Annotated in this window: 15 protein-coding genes; 13 read left to right on the forward strand and 2 right to left on the reverse strand. The window is 42.9% G+C overall.

All coding sequences use genetic code 11. From position 1 onward, the window contains the following. Positions 1–54: 54 nt before the first annotated feature. The gene (locus H9W84_RS02330) at positions 55–702 is read right to left on the reverse strand and encodes a MiaE family protein (RefSeq protein WP_275579745.1); all 648 of its coding nucleotides are present in this window, start codon (positions 700–702) and stop codon (positions 55–57) included. Between the two features lie 269 nt (positions 703–971). Between H9W84_RS02330 and H9W84_RS02335 the strand changes: the two genes are divergently transcribed. From H9W84_RS02335 to H9W84_RS02365, 7 genes are all read left to right on the forward strand, one after another. Beyond that, positions 972–3149 carry a malate synthase G gene (locus H9W84_RS02335; RefSeq protein WP_239741505.1) on the forward strand — a complete coding sequence of 726 codons (2178 nt, stop codon included), beginning with the start codon at positions 972–974 and terminating at the stop codon, positions 3147–3149. A gap of 240 nt (positions 3150–3389) precedes the next feature. Continuing rightward, entirely contained in the window at positions 3390–4475 is a 1086-nt protein-coding gene (locus tag H9W84_RS02340; protein WP_239741506.1) for a porin, read from the forward strand. Positions 4476–4875: 400 nt separating this feature from the next. Continuing rightward, positions 4876–5907 (forward strand): porin, encoded by a 1032-nt coding sequence (locus H9W84_RS02345; RefSeq protein ID WP_239741507.1) that lies wholly within the window; start codon positions 4876–4878, stop codon positions 5905–5907. Positions 5908–6301: 394 nt separating this feature from the next. Beyond that, entirely contained in the window at positions 6302–7387 is a 1086-nt protein-coding gene (locus H9W84_RS02350) for a porin (protein WP_239741508.1), read from the forward strand. A 147-nt stretch (positions 7388–7534) separates the two neighbouring features. Then, positions 7535–9163 carry a CTP synthase gene (locus H9W84_RS02355; RefSeq protein WP_239741509.1) on the forward strand — a complete coding sequence of 543 codons (1629 nt, stop codon included), beginning with the start codon at positions 7535–7537 and terminating at the stop codon, positions 9161–9163. Between the two features lie 120 nt (positions 9164–9283). Then, positions 9284–10147: a 3-deoxy-8-phosphooctulonate synthase gene (gene kdsA / locus H9W84_RS02360; RefSeq protein ID WP_007116110.1), complete on the forward strand. Its 864-nt coding sequence runs from the start codon at positions 9284–9286 to the stop codon at positions 10145–10147. A 150-nt stretch (positions 10148–10297) separates the two neighbouring features. Continuing rightward, a complete protein-coding gene (locus tag H9W84_RS02365) occupies positions 10298–10591 on the forward strand; it encodes a heavy-metal-associated domain-containing protein (RefSeq protein WP_007116109.1) in 294 nt (97 codons plus the stop codon). 9 nt (positions 10592–10600) lie between these two features. Here H9W84_RS02365 and H9W84_RS02370 read toward each other — a convergent pair whose 3' ends face one another. After that, positions 10601–11053, reverse strand: a complete 453-nt coding sequence (locus H9W84_RS02370; RefSeq protein ID WP_065253197.1) for a MerR family DNA-binding protein — start codon at positions 11051–11053, stop codon at positions 10601–10603. A 106-nt stretch (positions 11054–11159) separates the two neighbouring features. Between H9W84_RS02370 and copM the strand changes: the two genes are divergently transcribed. From copM to H9W84_RS02400, 6 genes are all read left to right on the forward strand, one after another. Further along, complete coding sequence (gene copM, locus H9W84_RS02375; RefSeq protein ID WP_239741510.1) at positions 11160–11903, forward strand: CopM family metallochaperone; 744 nt, start codon at positions 11160–11162, stop codon at positions 11901–11903. A gap of 44 nt (positions 11904–11947) precedes the next feature. Next, on the forward strand, positions 11948–12160 hold the full coding sequence (locus H9W84_RS02380) for a heavy-metal-associated domain-containing protein (RefSeq protein WP_007116106.1): 213 nt from the start codon (positions 11948–11950) through the stop codon (positions 12158–12160). A gap of 52 nt (positions 12161–12212) precedes the next feature. Continuing rightward, positions 12213–14507: a heavy metal translocating P-type ATPase gene (locus H9W84_RS02385; RefSeq protein WP_239741511.1), complete on the forward strand. Its 2295-nt coding sequence runs from the start codon at positions 12213–12215 to the stop codon at positions 14505–14507. Positions 14508–14686: 179 nt separating this feature from the next. Next, the gene (gene eno / locus H9W84_RS02390) at positions 14687–16027 is read left to right on the forward strand and encodes a phosphopyruvate hydratase (protein WP_159675890.1); all 1341 of its coding nucleotides are present in this window, start codon (positions 14687–14689) and stop codon (positions 16025–16027) included. A gap of 174 nt (positions 16028–16201) precedes the next feature. Then, entirely contained in the window at positions 16202–16552 is a 351-nt protein-coding gene (locus tag H9W84_RS02395; protein WP_239741512.1) for a septum formation initiator family protein, read from the forward strand. Positions 16553–16628: 76 nt separating this feature from the next. Further along, positions 16629–17438, forward strand: a complete 810-nt coding sequence (locus H9W84_RS02400; protein WP_239741513.1) for an IspD/TarI family cytidylyltransferase — start codon at positions 16629–16631, stop codon at positions 17436–17438. Positions 17439–17574: the final 136 nt, after the last annotated feature.

A 17574-nucleotide genomic window follows, 5' to 3' on the forward strand; every position in this document is an offset into this window, starting at 1 on the left:
GATGGTTAGCTTTTTTTATCGTTACAGTCTACAAAAACCTCACGCAATCCAACCTCACGCAACCCAACTGGGTACCCCACTATGAAAGCGTAATTCATCATCGGGTTCATTGATGAGCTGCGCTTCTACTTGACGAAAAAACGCCACCCGCGCATCAATGGGCTCGTCACTGATACTTTGCGCCAATGCCAAATAATCTTCAAAATGGCGACTTTCTGATTTTAGCAAATAGCGATAATATTTTGCCAAACGCTCATCCTCAATCACTTGTGATAGTGCCCAGAAACGTTCACACGATCGGGCTTCGATGAAAGCACCAATAATTAAAGTGTCTATCATCGCCTGCGGCTCATAAGTGCGTTTATGTTTGAGCATACCTGCAGCGTAGCGACCTGCAGCAATATGTTGCCATGCTTGTCCACGCTCTGCCATCAATCCCATCACTTGCTCATAATGGAGCATTTCTTCTCGAATCAGCTGAGCAAGCTTTAACTGCAGCTCGGTATGCGACATATAGCGAAAAATCAAATTCATCGCGGTGCCTGCGGCTTTTTTTTCACAATTGGCATGATCTTGGATGATGGTCGACAAATCTGCCATCGCAGCTTTTAGCCATTTATCCGACGTCGTACAACCCAAAAAAGCCAAAACAGGGGTGATATCAATGGGTTTTGGCTGATAGACAGAGTTATCGTTATCCAAGTCAATGACGGCTAAGTCATCAAAACTGCTGTCCGTTTGTACTGGATTATTGATAAGAGCGGAATTTGACAAGGGGTTACTCACTTATTCACAAGTTAATAAAGTGATATTTTACCAAAAATCAGCGATAAAACCCTTAGCACAAAAATTTATATATAACGATTATTTAAAAAATAAATAGTTTTTATTTCTTTATTTTTATAAATGATGTTCGTATAATCAAATGTGAATTTTTTGCTATTTTAGGTCAAAACATAAGGAAAAATGCCATGTCAGAACGCGTTCAAAAGGGTAGTCTAGCGATTGATACACAGCTTTATAACTTCATTGCCAATGAAGTTACACCAGTCGTAGGCATCGATAACGAAAAATATTGGCAAGATTTTGAAAAAATTGTCCAAACATTCCAACCCCGTAATAAAGCATTGTTGGCAAAACGTGACGAGATTCAAACCCAAATCGATGACTGGCATGACAACAACCCCGCTAGCAACGGTCAAATCGACAAAGCGGCTTATACCCAATTTTTAAAAGACATCAACTACATCGTCCCAGAAGGCGATGACTTTTTGGTTGAGACCCAAAACGTGGATGACGAAATCGCCCATATCGCAGGCCCACAGTTGGTGGTACCTGTACGCAATGCCCGTTATGCGCTAAACGCAGCAAATGCGCGTTGGGGCAGCTTGTATGATGCGCTATATGGTACCGATGTCATCGATGAAACCAATGGTGCAGAAAAAGGCAAAGGCTACAACCCTGTTCGTGGTGCCGAAGTCGTAAAATACGCCAAAAACTTCTTGGATGCCAACTTTGCCTTAGCTGAGGGTCAATATGCTGACGTCACCGGTTTTAAAGTTGAAGACGGTAAATTAGTGATACGCCAAGGTGACAAAACCACCTCACTAGCCCAGCCAGAAAAATTTGCAGGTTTCCTAGGCGACGCGGCCAATCCAACGGGTATTTTACTGAAAAATAACGGCCTACATGCCGAAATCCAAATCGACCCATCAAGCCATGTGGGTAAAGATGACCCTGCAGGCATCAAAGATGTCTTGATGGAAGCCGCGGTTACCACTATTCAAGACTGTGAAGACTCAGTCGCTGCCGTTGACGCTGAAGAGAAAGTAGAAGTATATCGCAACTGGTTTGGCTTGATGAAAGGCGACCTGAAAGACAGCTTTGAAAAAAATGGCAAACAAACCACACGTACCATGAACCCCGACCGTGAATACACCGCACCAGATGGTGGTAAAGTTACCTTGCACGGCCGTTCAGTGATGCTGATTCGTAACGTCGGTCACTTGATGACCAACCCCGCGATTTTAGTCGATTTTGACGGCAAACAAGAAGAAATTTATGAAGGTATCATGGATGCGCTAATCACACCACTGTGTAGCCTGCCAGATATCTTGGGTAAAAACAGCTTAAGCAATTCACGCACAGGTTCAATGTATATCGTAAAACCAAAAATGCACGGTCCAGAAGAAGTGCAATTTACGGTGGATTTATTCTCTGCAGTAGAAAAAGCGTTAGACCTACCCGAGAATACCTTAAAAGTCGGTATCATGGATGAAGAGCGCCGTACTACCGTTAACTTAAAAGAATGTATCCGCGTTGCTAAAAATCGCGTTATCTTTATTAACACAGGCTTTATGGATCGTACCGGTGATGAGATGCACACTAGTATGAAAGCGGGTCCCTTTGTCCGTAAAAACGACATGAAAAATACCGATTGGCTCAATGCTTATGAGCGTTGGAACGTAGACATGGGCGTCAAATTAGGCTTACCTGGTAAAGCGCAAATAGGTAAAGGTATGTGGGCAAAACCTGACAACATGAAAGAAATGGTTGCCACCAAGTCCAATCATCCAAAGTCAGGCGCGACTTGTGCCTGGGTACCATCACCAACAGGCGCGACGCTTCATGCCATGCACTACCATGAAACCAACGTCATGGACGTGTTAGATAATATCAAAGACCGCGAGCCTGCCAAACTAGATGACATTTTGACCGTGCCACTTGCTACGGATACCAACTGGACAGACGAGCAAAAAACTGCCGAGCTGGAAAACAACATTCAAGGTATTTTAGGATATGTAGCGCGCTGGGTTGACCAAGGCGTTGGTTGTTCTAAGGTACTAGATATTGACGACGTTGCCTTGATGGAAGACCGTGCTACCTTACGTATTTCAAGTCAACACGTCGCCAACTGGTTAGAGCACGGTATTGTCACGCCTGAGCAAGTCGATGATGTGTTAAAGCGTATGGCAAAAATGGTCGATGAGCAAAGCAAAGACGATCCAGCCTATATCCCAATGGCAAATGACTACAATACTTGGGCATACAATGCGGCTCGCGATCTTATCTTCAAAGGAACTGTACAACCCAGCGGATATACTGAGCCATTGTTACATCAAGCCCGCCTTAATCTCAAAGCTAACTAGATTTTAGCTATTCAAACATATCAATCATTCAAAAAACCATCAGATTTGTAACTGGTGGTTTTTTTATGGCATAGAAATATTGCAAAATTTTTCAGAGTGAATTACTCCAATTTCACAATTAAATTTAGATTCTGTTAACTGTTTCATTGTTTTGTAACAAATTGTTGGCAAAATCTATCTATACAAAAGAATTGCTACGCATCTGTGTAGTTTCACCTAGGATACTGTGGAGAAATCCTTATGAAAAAAATCGCTCTAGCTTCTGCTATCGCTCTAGCTTCAATCACTGCTGCCCATGCTGCGCCAACTGTATATGGTAAAGCATTTTTAACCTTAGATTATGTTAGTACAGACTACGATGCAGCTAACAAGACAGATGAAGATACATTTAAACTTACCTCTAATCAATCACGTATCGGTTTTAAGGGTGACGACGATTTAACTGACACCACTAAACTTATTTATCAATTAGAATATCAAATCAACCCTGATGACGATAGCCAACAGTTTAGATCACGTAATACTTATGTAGGCTTAGCCCACAACACTTTAGGTACTGTACTAGCGGGACGTCATGATACCCCATTGAAACTTGTACAAAACAAAGTTGACGTATTTAATGACACCTTATTTGATATGGGAAATGCGGGCGTATCAGGGGAATACCGCGCTAACAACGTATTAGCATATCAGTCACCTGCACTGGTGGGAATGCCAATTACTTTTATGGCAGCCACTGCATTATCTGAAACTGATACAGATGGTGATATTCTCGTTTCCGCAGCATCTGGTACGAAGCCTGCGGTCTATCGTGATAGAAAAGTAAAAGATAACGGTTATTCTGCATCATTAGCCTATGACCAAAATGGTCTTTATCTAGGTGGTGCCTATGATAAAGACATGGGTGCTAATAATGTAAATACAGGCACTATCGATAATACTTGGCGTTTGGTTGCTGGTGTAGACATGGGCAAAATGAATATGGTGCAGGGCTTAACTTTAGGTGCTCTATACCAACAAAGCCAATACTACGATAATTATAGCATCGTTAACAACAACCGCGTTAACAAAGCCAGTGAAGATGAAAAATCTTGGCTAATTAGTGGTAAATATAAAGTTGGTGCAACACCTTGGGCAGTTAAAGCACAATATGTTAATACCACTGACGAAAAAGGCGTAAAAGATGCTGATGTAAATGAAATCGCAGTTGGTGGAGAATATGCATTCAACAAAGCCACAACCGGTCACATCTATGCAGGGCAAATCAGCCGTGACAATAACAAAGATGACTTGATTGTAGGTACAGGTATTGAATACAAGTTCTAATATATCTAGCTCTTAGTTTATCGTAAAAGCTAACTAATTTTTTAGTTAGCTTTTTTATTTTCATTAACGCTAAAAAATTAATTAAAAAAAATATGATTTAATACTAGAAAGAATATTATGTCACTAAGATTAAAAATAAACTTACAATCACGTAAAAATTAAAAAAACTATTGCAAAATATTTCAGAATTGATATTCTATAAGGTAGAAGTATGAATTTAGTAACAAAAATGATGGTAATGTAATTTATTGCTAGGATTGTTGCTAGATTTATACAATTAATAGTTGACGCTATTAATAGTAATCAAAGTAATAGTTTTCTTGCTTTGGTTATTCGGAGAGATAGTGGTGCTGACAAGTCACCAGTTATCTAAAATTTGTTTTTACTGATAGAGGGACCTATGAAAAAATTACTTTTAGCCACAGCCGTCGCTGCACTTTCAGTTTCTGCTGCCCATGCTGCACCTACTGTATATGGTAAAGTATTTTTGACAGCTGACTACACTGATACGAATTACGATGATAACTACCGTGCCAATGCTACTGCAACTTCAGCACCTAGTGACGAAAGTACAGTCAAACTAAACTCAAATGCATCACGTATTGGGTTTAAAGGTAGCGAGGAGTTAACTGACACTGTTAACTTGGTTTATCAATTAGAATACGGTGTAAGCCCAGATGATGACCGTACCCAGTTTACTTCACGTAATACCTATATCGGCTTAGCCCACAACACTTTAGGTACTTTAATTGCGGGTCGTCATGACACCCCATTTAAATTGGCTAAAGGCAATGCCGACGTATTCAATGCTAATTCTGCTACTTTGAGTATTGATACTACCGGTCCACGTGGGTATACCAACCTAGGTGAAAACCGTGTTAACAATGTCGTGGCTTATAAATCACCAACTATCGTTGGTATGCCAGTGACTTTTACAGCGGCTGTTAACTTGTCTGAAGTTGACAAAGATACTGACAGTCCTACTACCGAAAAAGATGAAGGTGCGAACGGTTATTCTGCTTCATTGGTTTATGATCAAAATGGTGTTTATTTAGCCGCAGGTTATGACAATAACATAAATGTTGAAGATACAGCATGGCGTTTAGCGGGCACCGTAGACATGGGCAAAATGAACATGGTGCAGGGTCTGACCTTGGGTGCGTTATACCAAAATGCTGATTTATTCAACGAGAATGATGATGCTAAAACTTGGTTAATCTCTGGTAAATATGCTATTGCTAATACACCATGGACTGCGAAAGCCCAATATATCGACACTGATTTTGGTGACAATGATAGCTCAGAAGTTGCTGTAGGTGGCGAGTATGCCTTCAATAAATCAACTACTGGTCACATCTATGCTGGACAAGTTAAAGCAGATAACTTCAAAGATGTAACTATCGTTGGTACGGGTATCGAATACAAATTCTAATATATCTAACTTTTAGATTGCTGTAAAAGCTAACTAATTCTTTAGTTAGCTTTTTTATTGGAAAAATGACGTTCGCTATTATCTTGACAAAAATCAACAATTATCAATTTGATTAAAAATAAATCACAAATGATATAAAAATTGTAAAAACTATTGCAAAATATTGCAAAATATTTCAAAATTGTTATCCTAGTAGTTAGAAGTATGTTTTTAGTAATTAGTAAGAAGAAATTGTAAATATATTCAAACTTTATTGCTAGATTTATACAATTAATAGTTGACGCTATTAAGAGTAATCAAAGTAATAGTTTTCTTGCTTTGGTTATTCGGAGAGGTAGTGGTGCTGACAAGTCACCAGTTATCTAAAATTTGTTTTTACTGATAGAGATGACCTATGAAAAAATTACTTTTAGCCACAGCCGTCGCTGCACTTTCAGTTTCTGCTGCCCATGCTGCTCCAACAGTTTACGGTAAAATTCTGTTAACTACTGACTATGTTGATGGTAACTTAACAGTAAAGAAAGATGGTGATAAATTAATCGATAAAGATTATAGTACCACTCAACTAAATTCTTCAGGTTCAAGTAATGTGACAGGTTCACGTATCGGTTTTAAAGGTGCGGAAGCATTAACAGCCAATACTGACCTAGTGTATCAATTAGAATATGGTATTGATGTTGATGCGGACAAAGGTCGAAACTTCCGTTCACGCGATACTTATATTGGTCTATCAAACAAACAATATGGTACTTTAGTTGCTGGTAGTTTGTATGCAATCGATGATAATATCAATTACGCAGGTCAAACCGTTAGTCTATATGACACCTATAGCACAGGTTTCAGCGTCGAAGCTGCTGATGAAGAAACAGCAGATATTTTAGGTGTTGACGAAGGCGAGACAGTAAAATTCTTGGCATTTTGGGACGGTAATCGCGCTAACAATTCCCTTGCTTACTTCTCTCCATCATACAATGGTCTTCAGTTCATGGGCATGTATGTTATGGAAGAAAAAAATTCAACTGATTTATGGACTAAATCAGAAGCATTCGGTGCAGGCTTAAAATATGAGCCAACTAACCAACCTTTCCGTGCAGGTGCAACCTATATCAAATCTAGCGACTTCAGCACTGCGCGCGTAAGTGGAGCATTTGATGTAAATGCTGCTACTACATTAGGCGCACTATATCAAGTTACAGATTTAGATAAAGATAAAAATGAGAACTTATTTACTCTAAGCGGTTCATACGCGATTCCTGCTACAAAATGGAAAGCTTACGCACAAGGCGATATAGTAAAAAACATTAGTGGTCGTGATGGCTTAGATGGTTCACGTTTTGTAGTTGGTGGTAAATATGGTTTTAATGCTGCAACAACTGGTCACCTATATACCGGTTACAGCAAAATTGAATTTAGCGAAGATGGTTCTGATCTAGATGCAAGTGGTTTTGGTCTAGGTGCAGGTTTAGAATACAAATTCTAATATTTACTAGAATTTGCTATCAAAAAATCCACTCAGCGATGAGTGGATTTTTTTATGAGTGAGCGATTTATTGATAAAAATAATTTTTTGCTAAACCTAGGCATTTTCGAGTAAAATTCTTTTTTACCAACGAGCGAAATAGATAACATGACAAAATTCATCTTTGTAACTGGCGGTGTCGTTTCTTCACTTGGCAAAGGTATCACCGCTGCATCGGTAGCCGCGATTCTTGAGGCACGTGGTCTGAAAGTCACCATGACCAAAATGGACCCTTATATCAATATTGATCCAGGTACAATGAGCCCATTTCAACATGGTGAAGTATTTGTTACCGAAGATGGCGCAGAGACTGACCTTGATTTGGGCTATTACGAGCGTTTTTTGCGCCACTCAAAAATGACCCAGCGCAACAACTTTACCAGTGGGCGTATTTATTCGGCAGTGATTGAAAAAGAACGTCGCGGTGATTATTTGGGCGGTACGATACAGGTCATTCCGCATATTACCGATGAAATCAAAGCGCGTATCCGTGCCAGTGGCGAAGGCTACGATATTGCCATGATTGAAATCGGTGGTACTGTCGGTGATATTGAAAGCTTGCCATTCATGGAAGCGGTGCGTCAAATGCAAGTTGAACTTGGTCGCAACAATGCCATGCTGATGCATTTAACCCTCGTGCCTTATATCGCGAGTGCAGGCGAGAGCAAAACCAAACCAACCCAGCACTCAGTCAAAGAATTACGCAGCATTGGCTTGCAGCCTGATGTGCTAATTTGTCGTAGTGAGCACGCGATTAGCGATGATAATCGCCTAAAAATTGCATCGTTTACCAATGTTGAGCAACGTGCCGTTATCCTTTGCCCAGATGCCAAATCCATTTATCAAATTCCAAGTATCCTACATGCCCAGCATTTAGATGATTTGATTTGTGAACGCTTTGGTTTAGATACCCCAGAGGCGGACTTAAGTGATTGGCACCAGTTTACCCAAGCTTTGTTAAATACCCAAGAAACCGTAACTGTGGCAATGGTGGGTAAATACGTCGAACTGCCTGATGCTTATAAGTCAATCAATGAAGCCTTGCTACATGCGGGTGTGGCAAACAATGTCAAAGTCAATATTGACTATGTCGATGCCGAAAAACTTGAAAACGATGATAGCCTGTTTGAGCATATTAAATCTGCTGATGCCGTGCTTGTGCCTGGTGGATTCGGTGAGCGCGGCACCTTGGGTAAAATGAAAGCAATTCGCTATGCCCGCGAAAACAATGTGCCTTATTTGGGGATTTGTTTGGGAATGCAATTAGCCGTCATTGAGTTTGCGCGCAATGTATTGGGTTTAGATGCCAACTCAACAGAGTTTGATAAAAAAACCAAAGCGCCATTGATTGGTTTGATTACAGAATGGTTTGATGAAAAAGGTGAACTACAAGTGCGTAGTGATGCCTCGGACTTGGGCGGTACCATGCGTTTGGGCGCCCAAAAAGCCGAGCTTGTGGAAGACAGCAAACTGCGTCAAATCTATGGCAGCCCTGTGATTACTGAGCGTCATCGTCACCGCTATGAAATGAATGGTCGCTATATCGAACAGCTGGAAAATGCCGGCATGAAAATTTCTGGTTATTCAGCCAAACAGCATTTGGTCGAGTCAGTAGAAATTGCCAATCATCCTTGGTATGTGGCGGTACAATTCCATCCAGAATTTACCAGCCAGCCACGCGGTGGTCATCCATTGTTCAATAGCTTTGTTGCAGCGGCGAAACAAACCAAAAAATAGTATTTATGATGCACAACAAAACCATCTGTTACAGGTGGTTTTTTGTTTTTAGCCATTGCCTATAGCCAATTATGCTATAGTGACAATCAATAAAAAATTTGACAACATACTGAGAGCCCTATGACCACTAACTTACCGACACCACAATCCCATATTCAGCTCAATGATATCACCATCGGCAATGATCAACCGTTTGTGCTGTTTGGCGGCATGAATGTACTAGAAAGCAAAGATTTGGCATTTGAAATTGCTGAAAGTTATATTGACATCTGTAAGCGCTTAAATATCGGCTATGTGTTTAAGGCAAGTTTTGATAAAGCCAATCGCTCAAGCTTGTATTCATTTCGTGGTCCAGGTCTGGAAAAAGGTATCGACTGGCTAAGCGATATCAAAAAAGCGTTCAATGTGCCCATTATCACTGACGTACACGAGCCGTACCAAGCTGAGCCTGTGGCAGCAGTGGCGGATATTATCCAGTTGCCCGCGTTTTTGAGCCGACAAACCGACTTGGTAGCAGCGATGGCAAAAACCGGTGCGATTATTAACGTCAAAAAAGCGCAGTTTTTGGCACCTCATGAGATGAAGCATATCATCAATAAATGCCTTGAAGCTGGTAATGATAAAATCATCTTGTGCGAGCGTGGCAGTGCGTTTGGTTATAACAATCTCGTTGTCGATATGCTTGGCTTTGACACCATGAAAAAAATGCAGGTTCCCGTGTTTTTTGATGTGACCCATAGCTTGCAGCAGCCGGGTGCAAGAGCAGACAGTGCAGGCGGTCGCCGAGAACAGATTACCACGTTAGCACGCGCTGGCATGGCAACAGGATTGGCAGGGTTATTTTTGGAAGCGCATCCAAATCCTGATGTTGCCAAATGCGATGGTCCTTGTGCGCTGCGGCTGAGCCAGCTTGAGCCGTTCTTAGCCCAGTTAAAACAGCTTGATACCTTAGTCAAAGGGTTTGAGGTGTTAGATACCCACTAATTTTTACTCGACCTTTTAACACAAATTTGCAACGCCTCGTTATTAAAATGTTATCAATCGATAACGAGGCTTTTTTTGGCTACGTTATAGTGCTAGGTTATAGAACTAGAACAATATTTTATAACCCACAGCATAAATACAGGAATAACCATGGCAATTCAAACAGTCGCGTACGATTTAAAAGGCATTCATGACCCTGCAGGCTATGAGGAAGTCATGAAAGCTTTAACCACCATCGGCGGGGTGCAGGCAGTACATCTTGAGCCTGAAAATCATCGCGTGATTGTCAGCTTTGATGATACACAGACGTCAGTTTTTGCCTTCAAAGCTGCGCTGACCAATGTGGACTATATCACCGAGCCGTTCCCGATTGAAGCACCTGCCAACCCTGCCAACAATCGCACTTTAGCGGGTGATTTGGCAAAAGATGGTAGACTTTCCTAAATCGCTTGTTCAGTGGCTACGCTCGATGTGGCAAGCGTGCTTGGTCACTGAACCATCTTGTACGCCATCTTGTACGCCATCTTGTAAGCCCTCTAGAATACTACAGGTAGGCGAGCCATCTCCCAAACAACTATCATGCCATCCTTGCAGGGTGGTTTTCATTGATTGTAACCGCTGTATTTTATCGCTTAGTTCATCGATGTGATTGCGGGTTAATGCTTTGACTTGGGCATTGCTACGCTGCTTGTTGTCTTGTAGAGCCAATAACGCTTCAATTTGCGCTAACGAAAATCCCACATCACGGGCATGTTTGATAAATTTTAGACGCTGTAATTGGGTATCGCTAAAGACACGGTAACCACTGTCCGTGCGCTGGATGGTCTGTAATAAACCGAGTTTTTCGTACTCACGAATTTGTCTGGGCGATAACTCAGTCAATTTAGCGACTTCATTAATATTCATTTTTTGCTTGACCTTGACCTAATGTTAAGGTTTATAGTAATACCACAGTGTGATAAATCAATATTTTTTTCAAAGAAAGTAAAAAATCAACCTGAAGGATATTAATATGAATAACATCATGGGTTTGTCATGGGTGGTGGCATTGGCGCTAGGTATGACGGCTTGTACAAAAAATGACACTACCCAAACTGCAACGACAGCATCAAGTACCGATTCAATGAGTACCGATGCTAGAAGTACTGATGCGAGCATGACCCAAGCGCAGTCAATGCATCATATGGCTTCGGCAGCGGATACGCAGTCACAATCACAGCCGCCGCATATCATGGCTTATATGGATATCATGAATAAAATGCACCAAGCCATGTCAGCAGGGGTGCAAGCTAAGAATGCCGATGTCGGGTTTGCCAAAGGCATGATACCGCATCATGAAGGCGCAATTGCGATGGCAAAAGTGGAGCTGCAATATGGCAAAGATGCCGAGATGAAAGCCCTTGCGCAAAAAATCGTCGATGCCCAGCAAAGTGAAATCAGCGTGATGCAAAACTGGTTGGACAAGAACGAATCAAGTCAGCTAGCAGCGAGTAATGCCAAAGAAATAACGCAAGCCTATCAGCAAAAAGACATGAGCAACCACGATGCCATGATGCAGGGGACTATGGACGCCAATCCTGATATTGCCTTTGCCAAGGGTATGATACCGCATCACCAAGGCGCGATTGATATGGCAACGATAGAGCAAACCTATGGTAAAAATCCAGCGATGCTAACACTCGCCAAGCAGATTAAACAAGCGCAAACGCCAGAAATCAAACAAATGCAAGATTGGCTTAGCAAACAAGCCCATTAATTAAAAAAATAGCCACCTAAAACCACCTAAAAAAGGAGCGTAGTATGACAACCCAAACCATCACATTAAATATCGAAGGCATGACTTGTGGCGGCTGCGTCAAAAGCGTAACCAATGCCCTCAATCAAGTGGCAGGGGTGCAATCTGTCGATGTCAGTCTTGACCATAACAACGCAACCATCAACTTTGATGACGGCCAAGTACAACAAAGCACGCTTAAAGAAGCGATTGAAGACGCTGGCTTTGACGTAGTATAAAGACGCCACATAAAGACACCATACAAGGACTCCATACAAGACAGACACTATCATGACTACCCAATCGATACACGCGTCAGACAACGCCCATACTGAGCAAATCATTCTTGATATCGATGGCATGACTTGTCAAGCCTGTGCCAGCCGCATCGAAAAAGTGCTTAATAAAAAGCCTGCGATTGTGCAAGCTGATGTCAATTATGCCAATGAAGTGGCGCAGGTGCAGTTTGATGCCTCACAAACCAACGCTGAGCAGATTGTAGCATGGGTGAAAAAGACGGGCTATGAGGCAAAAGTACAGCGGCAGAACGCGCTATTTGCGCATGAAGCCTATGAGCAGAAAGTGCCCTATACCTTGATTGCGGTCTGGATTTGCTTGCTGCCTTTTTTGATTGGCATGGCAGGCATGATGATAGGCAGTCACGCACTGATGCCGCCGCTGTGGCTACAATTTGTGTTGGCAACTATCGTACAGTTTGGCTTGGCGATACCGTTTTACAAAAGTGCCTGGGCGAGTATCAAAGGCGGTCTTGCCAATATGGACGTGCTGGTGGTGCTCGGCACACTGACAATTTGGGCGTATTCAACCTATAGTTGGTTAAGCTATCTGCACACCACAGCCCAAATGGGGCATGATGGGATGGCGCATAGCATGCCCCATGTGTATTTTGAAGCCAGCGTGATGGTGATTGCCTTTGTCAAAATGGGCAAGTACCTAGAAGCCCGTACCAAAAAACATAGCCTAAATAGCATCAATTTACTATTAGCGCTCACCCCTGAGCAAGTGGAAGTTAAAAACCCCAATCCGCAAAGCCAAGATGCGCAGTGGCAAATCCTGCCCCTTGAGCAAGTCACAGCTGGTCAAATTTTACGTGCTAAAGCAGGTACTCGCATTGCCACGGATGGCATCGTCACCGCTGGCGAAGGCTGGTGTGATGAGAGCCATTTAACGGGTGAATCTGTGCCACTGAGCAAAAAAGTGGGTAGTCCCGTGCTGGCAGGTGCCATGGTAGAAAACGGCAGCTTTGAATACCAAGTCACCGCCAAAGGCAGTCAAACACGGCTTGGCGATATGATACAAGCGCTCAACGACGCCCAAGGCAGTAAAGCCCATATCGCCCGTATCGCCGATAAAGTCGCGGGGATTTTTGTGCCGGTGGTGGTTGCCATCGCTTTGTTGACTTTTTTTGCCAATTATTGGTTCTTAGGCGCGTTTGACACGGCACTCATGCGCGCGGTGGCGGTGCTCGTGATTGCTTGCCCCTGTGCATTGGGACTGGCGACGCCGGCAGCCATCATGGCGGGCATGGGTGTGGCAGCACGCTCAGGGGTTTGGTTTAAAGATGCGCAAGCCTTAGAAGCGGCAGGTGCAATTGATACGGTAGTATTCGATAAGACAGGCACCATCACCCAAGGTAAACCCCAATTATCTGCATCGTACCTGATAGATGACAATCTAAAGCTGTTTAACTTAGATAAAGCAGCTCTGCTGCAGCTCGTTGCCAGTGTCGAACGTCATGCGAACCACCCGCTTGCGACCACGCTAGTGAACTATGCCAAATCCTACACTAAGCAAACTGATACGCCTCAAAGTCCAGCAGCATTTACCATAAGCCATGTAGAGACAGTGCTCGGGCAGGGGATACAGGCACAGGTAGCCACGATTGGGCGGGTGAAAATCGGCACGCCAAGTTTTGCCAATCTTCAGTTACCTGCAGCGATTATCCAAGCCAATCCTGTTTGGCAGATTGCCAGTCAAGTGGCGGTAAGTATCAATGACACCCCTGTGGCAGCCTTTGCGCTAGCCGATGAGATCAAACCAGACAGTGTTAAGGTGATTGCGTCGCTGCAAGCCCATCATCTAGATGTGATAGTGATGAGTGGTGACAAGCAGTCGGTAGTTGACTTTATCGCCCAACAAGTCAAAGCAAACCAAGCCTTTGGTGAGCTGTCACCCCGTGATAAAGCGCAAAAAATTGATAGCCTACAACAACAAGGTAAAAAAGTAGCAATGGTGGGCGATGGGGTGAATGATGCGCCCGCAATGGCAACGGCGACTGCAAGTTTTGCGGTAGAAGGCGCAACCGATATTGCCAAACATAGCGCTACGGCAAGGCTAATGGGCGAGTCGCTCAAACATGTCGATTATGCGGTCACAATTGCCCGTGCAACCCTGCGTAATATCAAGCAAAACCTATTTTTTGCATTTATCTATAATTGTCTTGGTATACCGTTAGCGGCGTTTGGGCTACTCAATCCGATGATTGCGGCAGCGGCGATGGCGCTGAGCTCGATTTCTGTACTACTCAATGCCTTGCGACTCACCCGCATGAAGGTTATTTCCTAACGGCTTATGGTTGTTTTGACAACCTATTGGGGCTGATTTTACTTGGCTGCGTATGACTATGCATGACCTATAGGCGATAGTGATAAGCTGCTAAAACCTGTTAAAATATGCTATGATAATCCCACCCCATTTGTATTTTAACAATCCCATTGTTGATTGTGACAGCCAAGGAAAACGCCATGTACGCTGAAGAAACCACCACCAATAACCAAATCAAAGATATCATTGCCCGCGAAATTTTGGACTCACGCGGCAACCCAACCATTGAAGCCGATGTGATTTTAGCGGATGGTACTATCGGTCGTGCAGCCGCGCCATCGGGTGCATCGACAGGCTCACGTGAAGCGCTTGAGCTGCGTGATGGTGACGCATCACGCTATCTGGGTAAAGGGGTCAAAAAAGCCGTTGCCAACGTCAATAGTGAAATTCGTTCATCACTCGTTGATATGGACGTATCAAAACAACAAGACATTGACAACAAATTATTAGCGCTTGATGGCACAGAAAACAAAGAAAAATTGGGCGCCAATGCCACCTTAGCAGTATCTTTAGCAGCAGCCCGTGCCGCCGCACAATCACAAAAACTGCCACTTCACCAGTACATTGCCAACCTACGTGGGCAAACATCACTGTCGATGCCTGTGCCGATGATGAACATCCTAAATGGGGGTGCCCACGCGGACAACACCGTTGATATCCAAGAGTTTATGATTGAGCCTGTTAATTTCACCAGCTTCGGTGAAGCGTTGCGTGCGGGTACAGAAGTATTCCATAGCCTAAAATCTGTGCTAAAAAAACAAGGCTTAAACACCGCAGTCGGTGATGAAGGTGGCTTTGCACCAAACTTACGCTCAAACGAAGAGGCGATTACTGTCATCATGCAAGCGATTGAGCAAGCAGGGTATACCGCAGGTAAAGACATTTACTTAGCGCTTGATTGTGCCTCATCAGAGTTCTACCATAAAAATGAGCAAGGGAACGGTCAATACGTACTTGAAGGCGAAGGCAATAAAGCCTTTAGTTCAGAAGGTTTTGCGGATTATTTAGCCAGTCTTGTCAGCCAATACCCAATTATCTCGATTGAAGATGGTCTAGATGAAAGCGATTGGGATGGCTGGGCGTACTTAACGCAAAAATTGGGCGACAAAGTACAGCTCGTGGGTGACGATTTGTTTGTGACCAACCCAAAAATCCTACAAGAAGGTATCGACAAACACATTGCCAATGCGATTTTGATTAAATTTAACCAAATCGGTACTTTATCAGAAACCTTAGATGCCATTTATCTAGCGAAGAAAAACGGTTATGCCACCGTCATCTCACACCGCTCAGGTGAAACTGAAGACAGCACCATCGCTGACTTAGCCGTGGGGACAGCTGCAGGTCAAATCAAAACAGGCTCACTGTGCCGTTCTGACCGTGTTGCCAAATACAACCAACTACTTCGTATCGAGCAGATGGTCACTGCAAGCTACCACGGTGCTGACGAGTTTATCGGTTTACGCAACCCAAAAGCCTAACTTTAAAAGCCTAAATTTAAAAGCTTGGCGCCAAAAGATTAACTTCAAAAGCTTAAATTTTAAAGCTTGATAAAGCATTGAAGTGATAAAAACCTTAACCCATGACATTGAATTTGCTACAATGCGTGGGGTAAGGTTTTTTTATGCCAAAAGTTTTTATTATTGAGTGCTGTCATGACTTATTTGCGTCAACTGTTTATGATTATTTTTGCGGTGATTGTGTTGGTATGTCTACAATACCAGTATTGGTTTGGCACCAATGGTCGGGGCGATTTGGCAGCGTTAAATAAACAAATCAGCGAACAGCAATCCATCAATAGTGATCAGCAAAAAACCAATGAAGTATTGCTTGCCGATGTTAAAGACTTAAAAAACGGACTTGAAGCGGTGGAAGAACATGCTCGCTCCGATTTAGGTTTAATCAAACAAGGCGAAACCTTTGTGCAAATGTCGACCGCTAGCAGTGTGTACAGTACCGATGTGGTCACACCGAATGCCCACAATACCGCCACGTCTCACCCATAAAAGCATAAGAACTGCCAAAGTTATATTTGTCTCAATTTTTACTGTCAACTGTTTACTTTATTGTTGAAAAGACGCCATGTCAGAACTTAACGCAATACCTGCCAATTTATCTAACAACTTTACGATTGACACCGTGGTCGTCGCTGCAGGCGTTGGCAAACGCTTTGGTAATCAGATGCCAAAACAGTACACCCATATTGGCGGTCAGACGGTGCTCCAACACAGCATAGCGGCGCTAAGCAAAGTCCACCAGCTAAGCACTTGCTATTTGGTGATTTCTGAAGAAGATACGATTGCCAAAACACTTAACTTTAGCATGCCAATCGAGTGGGTGATAGGTGGCAAAGAGCGGATGAATTCGGTGTTTAACGCCGTGCAAACGATTTGGCGACAATATCAAAATCCGTTGAGTAATAAGACGTTCAATGAACAAGCCTTCAATGATAAGGATAGTCATCATGCGTATGATAATCATTGGGTGCTGATTCATGATGCTGCGCGTCCTTGTGTCAATCCGAGCGATATAGAAAAATTGATCACACAGACCACACAGCAATTTTCGCAACAGTCGGCGGGTGGCTTATTAGCAGTACCGGTGCGTGATACGGTCAAACAAATCATCCATTCACAAGACCAAGTGTTGGCACAAAAAACGCTTGATCGCAGTCAGTTGTGGCTAGCACAAACCCCGCAGATTTTTCCATTGCCAACACTGTATGATTATCTAATCCAAGCCATTGAGCAAACGATTGCGTTTACCGATGAAGCCAGTTTATTTGAGCATTTTGGCAAACAGCCGTTATTGGTGGAAGGCAGTCATAGCAATATCAAATTGACGTTTCCAGAGGATTTGCAGTTTGCGCAGGTGTATTTGGCAAAACCTTAGCAAAAATGGCTTTGCAACAAATTGAGGTTACCGCTAAAAACCGCATAAGAAAAGAAGCCCATAACAAAAAAAGCGCACGAGCAAAAAACGGCAATGAGAATTTATAAAGCCACAAAAACAAAAAAGCCATACTAAA

The organism is Moraxella tetraodonis, assembly GCF_022359095.1.
Taxonomy (GTDB): domain Bacteria; phylum Pseudomonadota; class Gammaproteobacteria; order Pseudomonadales; family Moraxellaceae; genus Faucicola; species Faucicola tetraodonis.